General features: G+C 35.4%; 12 protein-coding genes. 3 read left to right on the forward strand and 9 right to left on the reverse strand.

What is annotated here, in order from left to right; genetic code table 11:
- From DMC01_RS04545 to trmD, 5 genes are all read right to left on the reverse strand, one after another.
- Nucleotides 1–555: DNA-methyltransferase (locus DMC01_RS04545; RefSeq protein WP_142693110.1), on the reverse strand; the 555-nt coding region annotated here is incomplete at its 3' end.
- A gap of 513 nt (nucleotides 556–1,068) precedes the next feature.
- A complete protein-coding gene (locus tag DMC01_RS04550; RefSeq protein WP_142693111.1) occupies nucleotides 1,069–1,416 on the reverse strand; it encodes an ArsC/Spx/MgsR family protein in 348 nt (115 codons plus the stop codon).
- A 367-nt stretch (nucleotides 1,417–1,783) separates the two neighbouring features.
- Nucleotides 1,784–3,130 carry a class II 3-deoxy-7-phosphoheptulonate synthase gene (locus DMC01_RS04555; protein ID WP_142693112.1) on the reverse strand — a complete coding sequence of 449 codons (1,347 nt, stop codon included), beginning with the start codon at nucleotides 3,128–3,130 and terminating at the stop codon, nucleotides 1,784–1,786.
- Nucleotides 3,131–3,150: 20 nt separating this feature from the next.
- Nucleotides 3,151–3,507: a 50S ribosomal protein L19 gene (rplS, locus tag DMC01_RS04560; protein WP_142693113.1), complete on the reverse strand. Its 357-nt coding sequence runs from the start codon at nucleotides 3,505–3,507 to the stop codon at nucleotides 3,151–3,153.
- Complete coding sequence (trmD, locus tag DMC01_RS04565) at nucleotides 3,507–4,214, reverse strand: tRNA (guanosine(37)-N1)-methyltransferase TrmD (RefSeq protein ID WP_142693114.1); 708 nt, start codon at nucleotides 4,212–4,214, stop codon at nucleotides 3,507–3,509. The genes rplS and trmD overlap by 1 nt, the downstream gene beginning before the upstream one ends.
- Before the next feature lie 445 nt (nucleotides 4,215–4,659).
- Here trmD and efp point away from each other — a divergent pair, with 445 nt between their 5' ends.
- The gene (gene efp, locus DMC01_RS04570) at nucleotides 4,660–5,229 is read left to right on the forward strand and encodes an elongation factor P (protein ID WP_142693115.1); all 570 of its coding nucleotides are present in this window, start codon (nucleotides 4,660–4,662) and stop codon (nucleotides 5,227–5,229) included.
- A gap of 1,207 nt (nucleotides 5,230–6,436) precedes the next feature.
- Here the strand turns inward: efp and DMC01_RS04575 are convergent.
- From DMC01_RS04575 to DMC01_RS04585, 3 genes are all read right to left on the reverse strand, one after another.
- The gene (locus DMC01_RS04575; protein ID WP_142693116.1) at nucleotides 6,437–7,795 is read right to left on the reverse strand and encodes a major outer membrane protein; all 1,359 of its coding nucleotides are present in this window, start codon (nucleotides 7,793–7,795) and stop codon (nucleotides 6,437–6,439) included.
- Nucleotides 7,796–8,404: 609 nt separating this feature from the next.
- Complete coding sequence (locus DMC01_RS04580) at nucleotides 8,405–9,589, reverse strand: replication-associated recombination protein A (RefSeq protein ID WP_142693117.1); 1,185 nt, start codon at nucleotides 9,587–9,589, stop codon at nucleotides 8,405–8,407.
- The gene (locus tag DMC01_RS04585) at nucleotides 9,589–10,941 is read right to left on the reverse strand and encodes a DUF945 family protein (RefSeq protein ID WP_142693118.1); all 1,353 of its coding nucleotides are present in this window, start codon (nucleotides 10,939–10,941) and stop codon (nucleotides 9,589–9,591) included. The genes DMC01_RS04580 and DMC01_RS04585 overlap by 1 nt, the downstream gene beginning before the upstream one ends.
- 233 nt (nucleotides 10,942–11,174) lie before the next feature.
- Here DMC01_RS04585 and cutA point away from each other — a divergent pair, with 233 nt between their 5' ends.
- On the forward strand, nucleotides 11,175–11,489 hold the full coding sequence (gene cutA, locus DMC01_RS04590; RefSeq protein WP_185908700.1) for a divalent-cation tolerance protein CutA: 315 nt from the start codon (nucleotides 11,175–11,177) through the stop codon (nucleotides 11,487–11,489).
- Between the two features lie 405 nt (nucleotides 11,490–11,894).
- The gene (locus tag DMC01_RS15825) at nucleotides 11,895–12,026 is read left to right on the forward strand and encodes a hypothetical protein (protein WP_282432251.1); all 132 of its coding nucleotides are present in this window, start codon (nucleotides 11,895–11,897) and stop codon (nucleotides 12,024–12,026) included.
- 28 nt (nucleotides 12,027–12,054) lie between these two features.
- Here the strand turns inward: DMC01_RS15825 and pbpC are convergent, their stop codons facing one another.
- Nucleotides 12,055–14,793, reverse strand: coding sequence for a penicillin-binding protein 1C (gene pbpC, locus DMC01_RS04595; protein ID WP_221887129.1), 2,739 nt, complete (start codon nucleotides 14,791–14,793; stop codon nucleotides 12,055–12,057).
- Between the last annotated feature and the right edge of the window lie 203 nt (nucleotides 14,794–14,996).

Below are 14,996 nucleotides of genomic sequence, written 5' to 3' on the forward strand. Positions count from 1 at the left end.
GCCATCAAGCCCTTTAAGCCTTTCATTTCCTATGCAAATGCCTATATTCCAAACACTTCGCTCTTGCTTGTCATTGTTTAAATGCTTCATTGTTTTGTAGTTAAAGGTGTATTTTGAATTCTTACTCTTACTACACCAAATCAAAGTCTCGTGAGCGTTACAAAGCCTTGTGCCTTTAAAATTTGGCACAGGGTTTGGCTTAGCCCAAATGACATCATTAAGTATCCAAAAGCCTAAATCTTGCATTATATAACCAAGCCTAAAAATGTTTTGAAACGAGCCTATAACCCAAATGCTACCATTTTCTTTAAGCACACGGCGACACTCACAAAGCCAAGCCTTGCAAAATTCATCATAATGCTTTAAGGACTCAAATTTATCCCACTCATCCTCCACACCGCTGAATTTCTCGCCACTCGTGCGAAGTAACTCACCCTCTGTTTGCATAAAATATGGCGGGTCGGCAAAGATTAAATCCACGCTTTTATCAGGCAAGGTTTTAAGAATTTGCACACAGTCGCCTTGCAAAATCTCGTCTAAAACTAAATCTTTCATTTCAAAAGTCCTTATAAATTTTCAAACTGCATACAAGATTATATTACGGCATTATAAACTAATGCAATTTTTTAATTTAAAAGCCCTTTAAACGCTTTTTAAAGAGAGTTTAAAAGGCTTTTAAAAAAGCATTTTATAAAAAGTCTAAATGGTTTTGAGCTTGAATTTAAGGCCCTAATCTTAGGCTTAAATTGAAATGTTTTTAAGCATTGAGCCTTAAAAAATTCAAAGTTCTTATTTTTTGTCTCTTTTGTAAAAAGCCTTGAATTTAAAGCCTTGAATTTTAAAACAAAAAGGGCTAAATCCACCTCAATAGGATTTTCAAAATGCCTTAAACCATCTTTTATATTTCTTGAAATGGGTTGAGTTTAAGAAATTAAAATCTAGCTAGGCTAGCTTTTGCCTTTTAGCCTTTTTTAAGATCCTTTCAAGTAAGGTGCTTAAAATTTTAAGGCTTTAAATTTGCAAGGCAAAAGATTTTAAAGCCTCTTTGAATTTAAAATGAGTTTGTATTTAAGCCTTTATTTTTTCATACTCTAAGCCAACATAAACCTTCCCCTTACTTTCTATGACAGGTCTTTTGATGAGGCTTGGGCTTTGTAAGATTAGCCTTTCAAGCTCGGTTACACCTTTTGAATCTTGCATAAGATTAGCTATTTTTTCTTTATTTAATCCTAATTTTTTAGCTGAAATGCCTGAGGAGTTTATAAGCTCGTTTAAGGCTTTTTGTTCTAGCCACAATTTCAAAGTAGCCTCATCAAGCTTTTTAATGTCGCAAAAGTCATATTTCAAGCCTAAGTTTTGTAAAAATTCACAGCCCTTTTTTACTGAGTTGCAATTTTTGATTCCATAAAGTTTCATTTTTATCCTTTGAATTTAATCTTAATAATTTTAGCAAAAGTGCTGTTTAGATTTTGTAAAACTGTAAGTTTGCCTTGAAAGCTTGTATGCTTTGAGTGAGAAATTATGAGTTTGTAAGAGGCAAAATTTGTGGTTTTGTTTAAAAAGCCTTGATTTATCATACAAACTAGTCTTTTGAAAAATAGCAAACTGTGGCAAGATAAAAAGTTCTTTATAAAAAGCCTAGTTTTAAAAGCACTAGGCTTTGGGTTTGTTTTAAAGAGTAACTAAGCTACTTAACCCTTTCACAAAGGCTTTGAATTTAAGTCTTTAAATTCAGCTTACTTACATTGAGTTTAGAAATTCAGTCCAATTAAGACACAAAGCCTTAGTTTTTTTGCGTCCTAGCCTTTTTTACAAAATCGGCTATTAAAAAGGCTATTTCTAGGGCTTGTTCGGCATTTAGCCTTGGATCGCACTGGGTTTCATAGCGGGTTTGAAGATTTTCTGGGGTAACATTTCTGCCAACGCATTCTGTAACATCTTGTCCTGTCATCTCCAAATGCACCCCACCCGCATAAACGCCCTCAGCATAGGCTATCTCAAAGAAGGCTTTAAGCTCAGCTACAATCTTATCAAATTCACGGGTTTTAAGATTACCAGCCTTCACTGTGTTTCCATGCATAGGATCTATGCTGTAAATGAGATTTAAGCCCTCGCTTTTTAGCCCTTTTAAAATGGGAGGTAAATTGCTTTCTATCTTATCAGCACCCATTCTGATGATGAAATTTAGCCTTCCTGCTTCGTTGTTTGGATTAAGAGCGGCTGCAAGGGCTTTGATCTCATCTGGCTTTGCTGTGGGTCCTACCTTTACTCCTATGGGATTTTTAACCCCACTTAAAAAATGCACATGAGCCTCATCAAGCCCACGAGTTCTTTCTCCTATCCAAAGCATATGAGCAGAGCAATCATAAATGTCCCCACTGGTGCTATCTACACGGGTTAAAGCCTCCTCATAAGGTAGCAACAAGGCTTCGTGTGAGGTGTAAATGCTAGTTTCTCTTAAATTTGGCACATTCTTTGAGCTGATGCCACAAGCTTCCATAAAGGCAAGTGCTTGAGAAATTTGCTCACTTAAAGCCTCATAACGACTTCCAAGCTCAGCCTTTTTCAAAAAACGCAAATTCCAATTATGCACCTGATGTAAATCCGCTAACCCCCCTCTTGCAAAGCCTCGCAGTAAATTCAAGGTAGCAGCACTTTGATAATAAGCCTCAAGCATTCTTTTTGGCTGAGGTACCCTTGCTTCTTCATTAAATTCAAAGCCATTTATAATGTCGCCTCTGTAGCTAGGAAGACTAAGTCCGTCTAAATCCTCATAATCGCTACTTCTAGGCTTTGCAAACTGCCCTGCTAAACGTGCCACCTTTACCACAGGGCAACCTCCTGCAAAGGTCAGCACAATTGCCATTTGCAAGATGAGCTTAAACATATCTCTAATATTTACAGCACCAAAATTCTCAAAGCTCTCAGCACAGTCTCCACCTTGTAGCAAAAAGGCCTCTTTGTTTGCTACAAGTGCGAGTTTTTCTTTTAAATTCCTAACCTCTCCTGCGAAGATAAGAGGGGGTAATTTTTCTAGTCTTTGTAGGGTGCTTTGAAGTTCTTTGTCATTAGGATAAGTAGGCTGCTGCTTTATGGGAAAGGATCTCCAACTTTCTTTGCTCCAAGTCATAATATAGCCTTAAAAAATCTTTAATTTTTTAGCTCTTTGATACGAGCAGCCTTTCCTCTTCGGTTTCTTAGATAATAAAGCCTTGCACGGCGAACCCTTCCCTTTCTAAGAACGGTTATTTCTTCTAAGCTCTCACTATAAATAGGGAAAATTCTCTCAACTCCAACCCCATTAGCACCTATCTTGCGAACAGTAAAGGTCTCGCCAACCCCTACTCCTCTTCTTACTATGCAAACGCCTTCAAAATTTTGTATGCGGCTTTTTTCTCCCTCTTTTATGCGAATGGCAAGTCTTAGAGTATCTCCAGCACGAAAACTAGGAACCTTCTTTACTTCAAGTTGCTTTGCTTCAAACTGCTCTATGAATTTATTTCTCATCATTTATCCTTTAAGTTGGCTTTTTGAGCCAAAAATGGACGAAAAAACTTCGTCTTACACAAAGATAATTTGTGTTTTAAATCGCTAATTTTAGCGTGATTTCCCTTTAAAAAAGCTGAAATAGAGCTTAATTTCTCTCCCTCTTTTTCAAATTCAAAGGGCTTACTAAAAGAGGGTGCTTCTAAGAGATCATTTTCAAAGCTTTCCTCCTTTAAGCTTTCTTCATTGCCAAGAACCCCTTTGATATTACGAGCTATGCTATCACAAAGCATTAGGGCTGGCAGTTCTGCGCCCGTTAGCACAAAATCACCCACACAAAAAAGCTCATCGGCAAAATTCTCAATCACCCTCTCATCTATGCCCTCATAACGACCACAAACAAAGCACAAATGCTCTTCTTTTGCTAATCTCTTGGCATCCTTTTGCTTAAAGGGCTTAGCAACAGGGCTTAAAAAAATGAATTTAACGGCATTATCTTGTTTTTTTATGTGTAAAAGCGTATCAAATAGAGGCTGAATTTGCATTAAAAGCCCTGCACCTCCGCTTATTTGGTAATCATCTACCTTTTTGTGTTTGTTCAAACTAAAAGCTCTTGGATTAAAAAAGGCTATTTCAAAGAGCTTGTTTTCAAGTGCTTTTGCAAGTATGGAGTCCTCAAAATAAGGCTTGATTAGGTTTGGAAAGATACTAACAAAGCTAAATTTCATTTTGCTTCCTTTAAAGGCGGTTAAAAAAGTGCTTTTTGGCTTGATTATAGCAAAGTTGATTTAAATCACAAGCAGATTTAAAAATCAAATTTAAGCTATAAACTTGGCTTTTAATCAAGCAAAGATAAAAATCTACATTGAATTTTTCTACAAAAGTATTGATTTTAGACAAAATTGGTCATTCTACTAAGAAGCCAAAAATCTAGCATTTTCGCAAAAATGCCACAAGTAAAACTTATAAAAATTCACGCAAAATAGTGAATTTTAAGCCTCTTATCTACAAAAGACAAAGAATAACAAAAGAATATTTTTTGACAAAAAGTCTTTAAATTCAAGGCTTAAAAAATTTACACTGTTTAAAAAGGCTTAATTTTTTAGGATATAAACTGTGAATTTTAAAAAAATTTAGCTAAAATGTCTTTTTATTTTGCAAAAAAGGACAAAGATGGCTACTTATGCTATGGGAGATTTAAAAAAGGGCTTAAAGATTGAAATAGATGGAATTCCTTTTAAGATAGTGGAGTATCAGCATGTAAAGCCGGGCAAGGGGCCTGCCTTTGTTAGGATTAAAATAAAATCATTTTTAGACGGCAGGGTGCTTGAAAAAACTATGCACGCAGGGGATAAATGCGAGGCACCAAATCTTGAAGATAAAAAAATGCAATACCTCTATGATGATGGGGAAAACTGTCAGTTTATGGACACTACTACTTATGAGCAAGTAGCAATTAGCGTAGATGATGTAGGGGAGGCGAAAAAATGGATGCTTGATGGGATGATGGTTGATGTGATGTTTCACAATGGCAAAGCCATAGGAGTTGAGGTGCCTCAGGTGGTGGAGCTTAAAATCATACAAACCCCTCCAAATTTCAGAGGAGACACTCAAGGATCAAATAAAAAGCCAGCCACCCTTGAAACAGGAGCTGTGGTGCAAATACCCTTTCACGTCCTAGAAGGAGAGGTTATAAGAGTAGATACTGTGCGTGGAGAGTACATAGAAAAGGCTGGAAAATAAGGCATTTATTTTAAAGAATGAGGCTTTAAGCTTGAATTTTTAGCTCTTTTTAGGCTCAAAAGGTGTTCATTTTAGATGAAATATTATAACTGTAATTTTAAGCAAAGAATTTAAGCATTTTAGCAAAAATCTCACAAGCAAGGTTGTAAGAATTCACGCCTTTGCTTGAATTCTTTTTAGCTTATTCTTCACAAAAAATTCAAATTGACAAAACATCACGACTTTGAAAAATCCCACAAATTAACATTGGCTATTTTAGTTTTTTAAAATAGAACCTTAACATTAGTAAAATTCACGCCTTTGCTTGAATTTTTTGAGTTTCTTTGCCACAAAAAAAATCAAAAAATAATGCCTTTTTTGAAAAATAAACCTTAAATTTATGCCCTCTTTTGAATTTAAACTCTCAAAAAAGAAACTTAATTCAATTAAACTTACATCAAAGGGTTTTTAAATTAAGATCTATAAAAAACAAGGCTTCTTTGCTAAGTTCTCAGATCGAAGTTAATAAATTTTGAGCTATTTTTACCTAGCTTTTATCATGTCTTTTAAAGATTTATACAAAAACTTTTATGTTTGACAAAATCTGCTTAAAGAAAACATAATGGCAAAAGATAGCGTAAAACACTTCAAATTCAAAATTTGCAAAAGAAAGCAGATTAAGCACATAAAGAATTTTTTGCTTAATGCTCTTATAGCTTCGTGATAGAAGAGGCCTTGCAAGGGCTAGCTTAGCTCAGTTTCAGATCAAGGAAATTTTCACGCACTTAAAAGAGGCTGAATTTAGTTCTAATACGAAAATTCAAGATCAAGCTTTGTATAAAATCTTACTAAAAATGATAAGATAAAATCCGCTTAAGTTTAATTAAGCCAAAATTAAAATGAATTAGAGAAAATCCTAGGTAATTTTAGGCTAAGAGTATCAATCGCCAAAAATTTATTATTCATTTAAAAGAAAGGAATTTGCATACAATACAAAAAATTTAGGGCAAAATTCTCATCAAAATTTATTAAAATCGCTAAGAAAAAATCCTATTAAGTTTAATTGAATCTTAAATTTGATGAAAATTGATCTGGAAAAATCAAAGGTAATTTTAGGCTAAGAGTATCAACCCTCTAAATTTTAATTTGACAAAATCCATAAAAGTTTAATTGATCCTTGAATTTAAAAGCAAGAAGAGGTTAGTAAGCTAACCTCTTAGTTTATGAGCTAGAAATCATATCTAGCCTGAAAGCGAATGGCATTTTTTGTGCTTGTTGCATCTTTTGAAGCCCCAAGTCCGTTTTTTGCCTTTGTGTTAAGATATGAGTAGTAGGTTAAAAAGCTTAGGCTATCATTATACTTCCAGCTAATTCTAGCCACGCCTTCCATCTTTTTACCCCCACCGTTTCTTGCATCAAAGGTAGCTGAGCCAGAGCCTATCTTGGTTCCTCCATAAACCCCTCTAAGTCCTATTCTTATATCAGAGGGCAGGGTATAGCCAAGATCAAAATACCCATATCTATTTTGCCCCTGTGATAAAACAGCCCAAGAACCTCTTTGATAAAAGATCTCTGTGCCTATAAAGAGATCCCCATCATTTCCTGTAGGCTCTTCAATGGTGTTGAGTGTGTATTTTTGCTTTTTACCAAACATAATGCCGCCCAAACTAGCATCAAAGCCGTGGGCTTTAATCTCGCCTTTTAGATTGACAAGTTGACCGTTGTCTAAATTTACAAGCTCTTTAAGCTCCTTATTAACTGTGTTGCCGTAGTAGTTTGCATGAAGTCTCCAGCTAGCATCCTCTGAAAATTGCAAGTTATAATCAAGCTTTAATGCCCAAAGATTGGCAGTTTTTTGCCAATAAGCACCCCAAAGCTCAGCCTTGAAACCCTCAAAATCACCAAGCACAGCACCTCCGTACATATTATATTTATACAGCCTTGCATTCCAGCTTCTAGCAGTGTCTTGACTTAGGGTTGTAGTATTGTTTGCAGCAAGCCTATTTCCTATCAAATAAGTAAAATTCGCCTCATCATCTCCTGCTGCATTATTTGCCCCATCATCCTCAAAGCTATCTACTGCAAAAAGTGCCACAGTTAAACCATCCACAGAATAAGAAGCCTTAGCAGCCATACCAGCTAGATCATCGGTCCAAACTGTGTTAAGATTTTGACGACCAAGCTTTAAATTCAAGCCATAATCAGCATTTGCATACTCCAAATAGGCTTGTTTTAGATTAAAGGTTCTATTTGTAACAGCTCCTTGTGGCCAATTTCCTTCAGCAAAGCTGTGGTTGTTGCTAGAATGAAGAAGTTGTCCGAAGATACTAAAGCCATCTCCTATATCAGCCTTCACTCCAAGTTCTACCCTATATCTATGAGTTCCTGGATATGGCACTCCTGCTGCATTTAGATCATAGCCTCCACCGTCTAGGGTCTTTTTTGTAAAACGGCCCGTATCATAACGGTACCAAGCAAAGCCGCTTAGATCTACATTTTTAATAGCCTCTTCTAAGGACTTCGCACTCAGGGTTGAAAACGAACCAGCAGCAAGGGCTGCTATCAAACTAAGCTTAACAGTTCTCATACTGTCCTCCTTTAAATTAAATATAAGCTTTATATTAGCATAATTAGAAGGCTTTTTATCAAAAAAAGCTTAAATTTATTTAAAGGCTTGTTTCAAATCTCTAAGTTTAAAGGATTTTTGTTGTTTAAATTTAGCTTAATTTATATTTTTGCCTTGAAGGCAAAGGTTTTTTAAAAAAGCTAGGTTTTGTATGAGACACTTAAATTTGCAAAAGAAATTGAGCTTTGGCAAAAAACTTTGTTTGTAGGAGCTTGACTTTGGCAAAGAAATTTTATTAGCACGAGAAACTGGGCTTTGAAATGCTTAGTAAAACTTAGATGAGAAAATATTTTGTTATAAAAGGCTTATGTAAAAATTCAAGGGTATAAGCTTGTGGTTAAAATTCACAAGTTTCATATTTTACTATTTACATATGAAAGAATGAGACACAAATGAGCTTTTAAAGACAAAGTCTAAGTTACAATGGCAAAAAATAAGACAAAATTACCTAAAATCAAGTGTAAAAAAGCAAAAGCTGTGAAAAAATGAAAAAATGAAAAAATGAAAAATTCAAAACGAAGTTATGGATATAAAAAACTAAGCCTTACGAAATTTATGGATATGAAAAAACTAAGCCTTTTTAAAATTTTCTAGCCACTGGTGAAGTTTTTTCTCAGCCCCATAGCCCTTGCTTTCATAGAATTTCAAGGGCTTAGCTAGGTATTGCTGTTTGACATAGCCTCCAAAGCTATGAGGATAAAGATAGTTTTTTGCCTCAGAGCTATTATTGTCAAGATGTGCTAAGATAGGCAGGGGGGGGTTATTTTGCACGAAAGTTAAAGCCTTGTTTATGGCTTCATAAGAGGAGTTTGATTTAACAGCACTTGCAAGATAAACTGTGCATTGTGCCAAGGGTATGCGGGCTTCTGGATAGCCTATGTTTTTAACAGCGATTAAGGTGCTTGTAGCAAGGTGCAAGGCATTTGTGTCGGCATTTCCTATATCCTCACTTGCAAAGATCACAAGCCTTCTTGCTATAAAATCCGCACTCTCGCCTCCCTCAATGAGCCTTGCTAGATAGTAAAGTGCTGCGTCTATGTCGCTTCCTCTCATACTCTTAATGAAAGAACTAGCCAAGCGGTAATGTGTATCCTTTGAGCTAACCCCATCATTTAAAGCCTTTGCTTTTAGCTTTTTAAGGGTTTCAAGCTTGATGGCATTTTCATCTATAAGCAGGGCATATTCTATTAAATTCAAAGCCGCTCTTGCATCTCCTGCTGAAATTTTTAGCACATAAGCCTTTGCCTCATCTTTAAATTCAAGCCTTAACTCGCCTTGTACCCTTTCTAACAAAGGACTTAACTCATCCTCGCTTAAAGCCTTAAATTCAAAGAGCATCACCCTACTTCTTATGCCTGAGCTTAGCACGAAGAAAGGATTTTCCGTACTTGCTCCTATTAAGATACATTTGAAATTTTCAAGGGGTAAGAGTAGCATTTCTTGCTGGGTTTTTGAAAGGCGGTGAATTTCATCTATGAAGATCAAAGGCTTATAGAGGCTTTCTTCGTATTTATTTATGATCTTTCTTAGCTCTTCAAGCTTAAAATTACCCCCATCAAATTCATAAAAATCCAATCCAAAGTCCCTAGCAACAGCCCTTGCAAAGCTAGTCTTCCCACAACCTGCAGGTCCAAAAAATATACTGTGTGGTAGCTTTTGTCTTTGTATGAATTTTTCAAAAAGCCCCACTAACTCAGCTTGTCCTAGTAGCTCTTTTAGGCTTTTGGGGCGAAATTTTAAGGCTAAATTTTGCATTAAGGAAGTTCTATTAAAGGAGGCTGATAATCCTCATCTTCTAAGATCGCCTCATCATCAAGAAGCACCTCATCATCAAAAAGCTCATCAACAAGTGCCTCATCTTCTACCTCATCAAACCCAAAGCTTAATTCCTCTCCATTTACATTTAATTTATAGTCCTTAAAATCTGTTTCTAAATTCAAGCTTAGGCTGTATCTTCCTTCCTTTTCTACAAAAAAGCGGTTAAGCCCAAAAAGCACAAGGGGAGGCAGGATCTCGCTGATTACAGCACTACTTTGTGCTTCATAGCTTAGCTTGTAGCCCTCATTTGTGCCTCTTAACTCTCCTTTTGAGTTAAACTTATCATCCTTTGAGCTAAATTCTAAGGTATTCAAGGACAAACTGGCCCCACTTTGAAAAAAGTTTTGTGCTAAATCCTTTGTGTCTAGCTTATTTATATCTTGCTCGTAAAAGTCTTGTAAAAACTGTGAAGATACATTTCTTAGCTCAAACTCGCTTTTGAATTTATTTAAATTTATATTAGCAAGAGAGGAGTTTATGGAGTTTATGTCTATGCTGGCATTTGCATTTAAAAGCTTATCATCATCCTTGCTTAAAAAGCTTTCAAAGCTAGTTTTAATGCCATCTAATTGTAGATCCATAAGCTCAATGCTTTTAACACTAAGCGCTCCCTTTGATTCAACAATGCCTACCAAATAATCCTTAAGCCTTACTCCCTTTCCATAATCTTCTTGATAAAAAAGTTCTTTAAGATCAAAATTAAAGGGTATGAAACTGCTACTTTCTGTATAATTAAACCCACTTAGCTCAAAAGAACTTTTCTTCATAAGCCCTTGCAGATCAAACTCACCCTTACTCTTTAAGCCTGTAAGCTTGAAACTACCATAATCTTCTTCATACGAAAGATCAGCCACCTCAGCCCTAACAGTAACATTTCCAAGCAAGGACAAATCAGCCTTTATAATAATAAGATCCCTAGCCTTTATATCCCCATTTGTTAGCTCTTCTATGAGATCAAAAATAGGGCTTTGAAAGTGCATTATGGCATTATTTTTAGCAAAGATATTGTTTTTAAAAAGCACTGTGGCTTCAACACTAAGTAGCTCCTGTGCCTCACTGAGTGAGAGTTGATTTAAAGGATACTGATCAGCTTTGATCTTTGCCTTAAACCTAGCATTTGAGGTGAAAAAGCCCTTTTCAAAGCTAGTTTCAGTAAAGGTCAAAAACTCGTTTTGGCTTGTTTGAAGCTTAAATAATTTCTCATTAAGTACTCCCATATAAGCAATTTGCCCAAAATAAAAGGCAATTAAAAGCAAGAAGATAGAGCCTAGCACTAGTAGTTTTTTCATAGTTTGTCCTTTTTAAAGATTTGAAATTATAGCATAGTTTTTTGGTATTTTTAAACTGTTGATTAGGCTTTTTGTCTTTTGCAAAAAGCTTGGCTTAATGATAAAGCTTAATGCTAAATAAAATTCAAACACTCATTAAATTCATACAAGGCTTTTTGTGAATTTTTTGATAATTTCACTTAACTTTGTCAAAATAAATGCTATACTTTCTCATCTCAAACAAAGGACAAATTATGTTTATCTTAATTCAAACCACAGTTGCAAGTAAGAAGGAAGCTAGGTCTTTGATTGATCTTTTGCTAGAAAAAAAGCTAATTGCTTGTGCGCAAATTAGCAAGATAGAAAGCATTTATATGTGGAGGGATGAGTTTTATGATGAAAAGGAGTATCGATTAAGCTTTAAAACCACAAAGCAACATTTGCAAGAAATTCAACAACTCATACTAGGACATCATAGCTATGATCTGGCTGAATTTACTGTTTTTGACATAGAGCATAATGACAAATACGGCAAATGGGTAAAAGCAGTTACGCATTCAAAGGATTAAGCTGCTTTTGCCTAGCAAGGCTAGGCTTTTAAAATTAGCCTTGATTGATGACAAAAAGCGGATCTTTTAGGCTTTTTTAAAAGGCATTGAACTTAGACAAATGCCATATTGGATTGACAAAGTGTTTTTGTTGTTTGATGCACTTGTCATTCTAAGAGTGTGCTAAGAATTCACAAAGTTATAAAAAAATGCCTTGAATTTACAAACTCTTCGCTAGTAAGCTACACAACGCTTTTTTAAAAATGCCATACTTTTAAAAAAAATCCATTTTCATAAGCCTTGCTTTTTTGCATAAACTTCTCAAATTTAGAGTTTTAAAGAAGGTTAAATAGGGCATATCAAAAGCAAAAGTAACAGCTATGAGATAGCTAGCAAGGCTTGATAAGGGCAAGTTTAAAAAGCAAAATGAAGCTAATACTAAGCTTTGCTTACTTAAAAAAGACAAGGGCTTGTGGTGGTAGATTAAGTTTTATTTTAGGAGACGCTTTTGCAAGGTCCTTGTCAAATGAGTTGATTTTGCGTCCTTTAAATTCATAGCTTTTTTTCAAATTGGCAAAGCTCCCCCCTACTCCACCACAAAACTCACCCTATCGCTATCTCCGCTTTGAGAGATGATAAAAAGCTCGTATTTGTCAGACTTTAAATTCAAAGCAAGGCTCTTGTCAAAGCCCTCGTAAATCAAGGCATTGTTAAGATACCAAAAAAGCCTTTCGTTTTTTAAATTTGCCACACGCACGATTAGGGCATTTTTTTTGTCTAAATCTTTCGTGGCAACTAAATGTAAATTTGAGCTTGGATATAAAATTTTAAGCGCCTTGTTTTTATCAAGGCTAAGTTTTGCTTCCTCAAAAAAGGCAAGTGCGTGAGGGGGCAAATTAAGCTTTATTTTTGGCAAAGCTCTTACAAAGTCCTTATCAAGCGAGTTAAGCTCACGTCCATTAAATTCATAGCTTTTTTTCAAAAAAGGCGACACACGCAAAGCCTTTGCATCCCGTGGATAAAGCGTGTGAGTGCTACTTACATTTAAATCATAGCGGTATCCTGTGGGTGCGTCTATTTTAAGGCTAATTAGATCCTCACTTGGCAAAAAGTCTAAATTTAGCTCATCAAGCAAACCCAAAAGCTCAAAAAAAAGCTCTCCTGCAATGCTTACCCCATATAAATTCGCATTTGCTTCGCCTGTGAAATTTCCAACCCAAACGCCAAGCGTGTAAAGCGGCGTAACCCCCAAAGCCCAAGCGTCCTTGCGGCCGTAGCTTGTGCCTGTCTTCCAAGAAACAATTTTATCCTTTTGATTATATTCCTCAACGCCAACGCGTTTAAGCTCTTTTAAGGCTTCAAGGGTAAGATAGGCACTGCCTCTTGAAAAAAACTGTCTTTGCTTTGAATTTTCTTTTAAATTTTTGCTTGAATTTAAAGAAAAATTCAAAGCCTTATTTGAATTTTTATTTGAATTTAAATGCTCACTTGAATTTAAAATCTCCTTTGGATTTAAATCTTCATTTAAGATCAAGCTTGAATTTTCCTTTGAATTTTCGCTTGAATGTAAGCTATCATTGAAGATCACTGTGTCCTTTGAATTTAAATTCAAGCTTTCATTTAAAATTGTCTTTGTGCTTAAATTCACAGTTTCATTTAAATTCAAACCCCCTTGTGAATTTAACTCGCTTGAATTTGCCTTCAAGCTTAGACCCTCATTTAAATTCAAGCTTTCACTTAAATCCTTTAATGTTTCAAACTCTTTTAAACTTGAATTTTCACCTAACTTCAAGCCTTCATTGAACTTCACTGTTTGCTTTGTATTTAAATTCAAGGCTAGATCTTCCTTTGATCTCAAACTTAAATCATTGAAATTCAAATTTTCACCCTCAGAGACAAAATATGTCAAATCCTTCATTTCCCCATAATTTGCAAGGCTTAGATAAAGCCTTGTAAGCTCTTCAAGGCTCATTTCCTTCGTGCCAAGTATGAAAGATAAGCCATATCTTGCGTAATCCTCATCCTCAAAGCCCACAAAGTCCTTTATCTCGTAAAAAAATCGCTCGTAGCCGTAATTTTGCAGCAAGCTCACAAAGGGCACATTTAAGGATCTTTGCAAGGCTTCTTTGGCACGAATTAATCCGTAATATTTTTTATTTGCATTTTGAGGACTAAAGGTCGAAAAAAAGGTTGGCACATCAAGCATTAAAGAATTTAAAGAAATAAGCCCCTCATCCATAGCCAAGGCAAACAAAAAGGGCTTTAAGGTTGAACCCACGCTTCGCTTTGCCACCACCCCATTTACCTGTCCTAAATTCTCCTCATCGTAAAAATCCTGTGAGCCAAGATAAGCAAGCACCTCCCCACTTTTGCTACTTACAAGCATCACAGCTAAATTTTTAATGCCCTGTCTTTTCAAGCTAAGACTAAAATCCCTAGCCTTTTGCTCAAATTTCACCTGAATATCCTTATCTATGCTTGAAATGATCTGCTTTTGCTTGTCGTTTAAAAGGCGAAGGGCTAAGTGTGGGGCTAAATTTCGCCGTGGCTTAAAGCTAGGCAGTGGCTCGGCTAGGGCTAATTTTAGGCTAGTTTCATCAAAATGCCCCCTTTCAAAAAGCCTATGCAAAAGCCTATCTCTTTTTTCTTTTAATTTGTGTTTGTTTTTTTCTAGATTCATTAAGCCCGGCGCATTTGGCAAAACTGCTAAAAGTGCAGCCTCGCTCCAAGACAAATTCAAAGGGTCCTTGTCAAAATAAAACAAAATCGCAGATGAAAAGCCCACTAAATTTCCCCCATAAGGTGCATTATTTAGATAAAGCCTTAAAATCTCATCTTTTGAAAGCGTAGCGTCAAGTTTTATTGCCTTGATGATTTCGCTAACTTTGTTTAAATATGTGCGTTCGTTTTGCTCATAAAGTTTAATCACCTGCATAGAAATGGTGCTTGCCCCGCTTTTTTTGCTAGCGGTAAAGTTTTTAAAAAAAGCTCGAGCTAGTGCCAAAAAATCAACCCCAAAATGTGAATTAAATTTTTTATCCTCATACTCAATGACGGCTATTTCTAGCTTTTTTAGAACCGTATTTTCGCTTAAATGCCATTGTTCTTTTTCGTTTATAAAGGCACTTAAAACTACCTTATTTCTATCAAATAAAACCTTGCTGTAACGGCTCTCAAAGCCTCTTTGAAGCTCATTTACATTAAAAGAAAGATACACAAAAAGAGTGCTTAAAAAAAGGCAAAGAAAGATTAAAAAGAAAGTGAGTTTTAGTGAATTTTTTAGGGTTAGTTTAAATGAAAATTTAAAGTTTTTTAAAAAATTCACGCCCTTTAAACCGTGAATTTTTGCTTGAATTTGCGTGAATTTCTTTGAAAAATTCACGCTTTTTTTGTAATTTAAGCTTTTTAAAAGGCTACAAATTTTCACTTTAAGTTTTGAGTAATTTTTTCTACAAAAGAGTGTGAATGTTTTAAAAAAATTCACGCTTTTTTTAAAATTCAAGCCCTTTAAAAGGCTATAAATTTTCT

It is taken from the genome of Campylobacter troglodytis, assembly GCF_006864425.1.
In the GTDB taxonomy this organism is placed as follows: Bacteria; Campylobacterota; Campylobacteria; order Campylobacterales; family Campylobacteraceae; genus Campylobacter_D; species Campylobacter_D troglodytis.

Coding starts and splice junctions, on each gene's coding strand:
- DMC01_RS04550 (WP_142693111.1), bottom strand. CDS start 1,416: ATGAAACTTTATGGAATCAAAAATTGCAACTCAGTAAAAAAGGGCTGT.
- DMC01_RS04555 (WP_142693112.1), bottom strand. CDS start 3,130: ATGACTTGGAGCAAAGAAAGTTGGAGATCCTTTCCCATAAAGCAGCAG.
- rplS (WP_142693113.1), bottom strand. CDS start 3,507: ATGAGAAATAAATTCATAGAGCAGTTTGAAGCAAAGCAACTTGAAGTA.
- trmD (WP_142693114.1), bottom strand. CDS start 4,214: ATGAAATTTAGCTTTGTTAGTATCTTTCCAAACCTAATCAAGCCTTAT.
- efp (WP_142693115.1), top strand. CDS start 4,660: ATGGCTACTTATGCTATGGGAGATTTAAAAAAGGGCTTAAAGATTGAA.
- DMC01_RS04575 (WP_142693116.1), bottom strand. CDS start 7,795: ATGAGAACTGTTAAGCTTAGTTTGATAGCAGCCCTTGCTGCTGGTTCG.
- DMC01_RS04580 (WP_142693117.1), bottom strand. CDS start 9,589: ATGCAAAATTTAGCCTTAAAATTTCGCCCCAAAAGCCTAAAAGAGCTA.
- DMC01_RS04585 (WP_142693118.1), bottom strand. CDS start 10,941: ATGAAAAAACTACTAGTGCTAGGCTCTATCTTCTTGCTTTTAATTGCC.
- cutA (WP_185908700.1), top strand. CDS start 11,175: ATGTTTATCTTAATTCAAACCACAGTTGCAAGTAAGAAGGAAGCTAGG.
- DMC01_RS15825 (WP_282432251.1), top strand. CDS start 11,895: ATGAAGCTAATACTAAGCTTTGCTTACTTAAAAAAGACAAGGGCTTGT.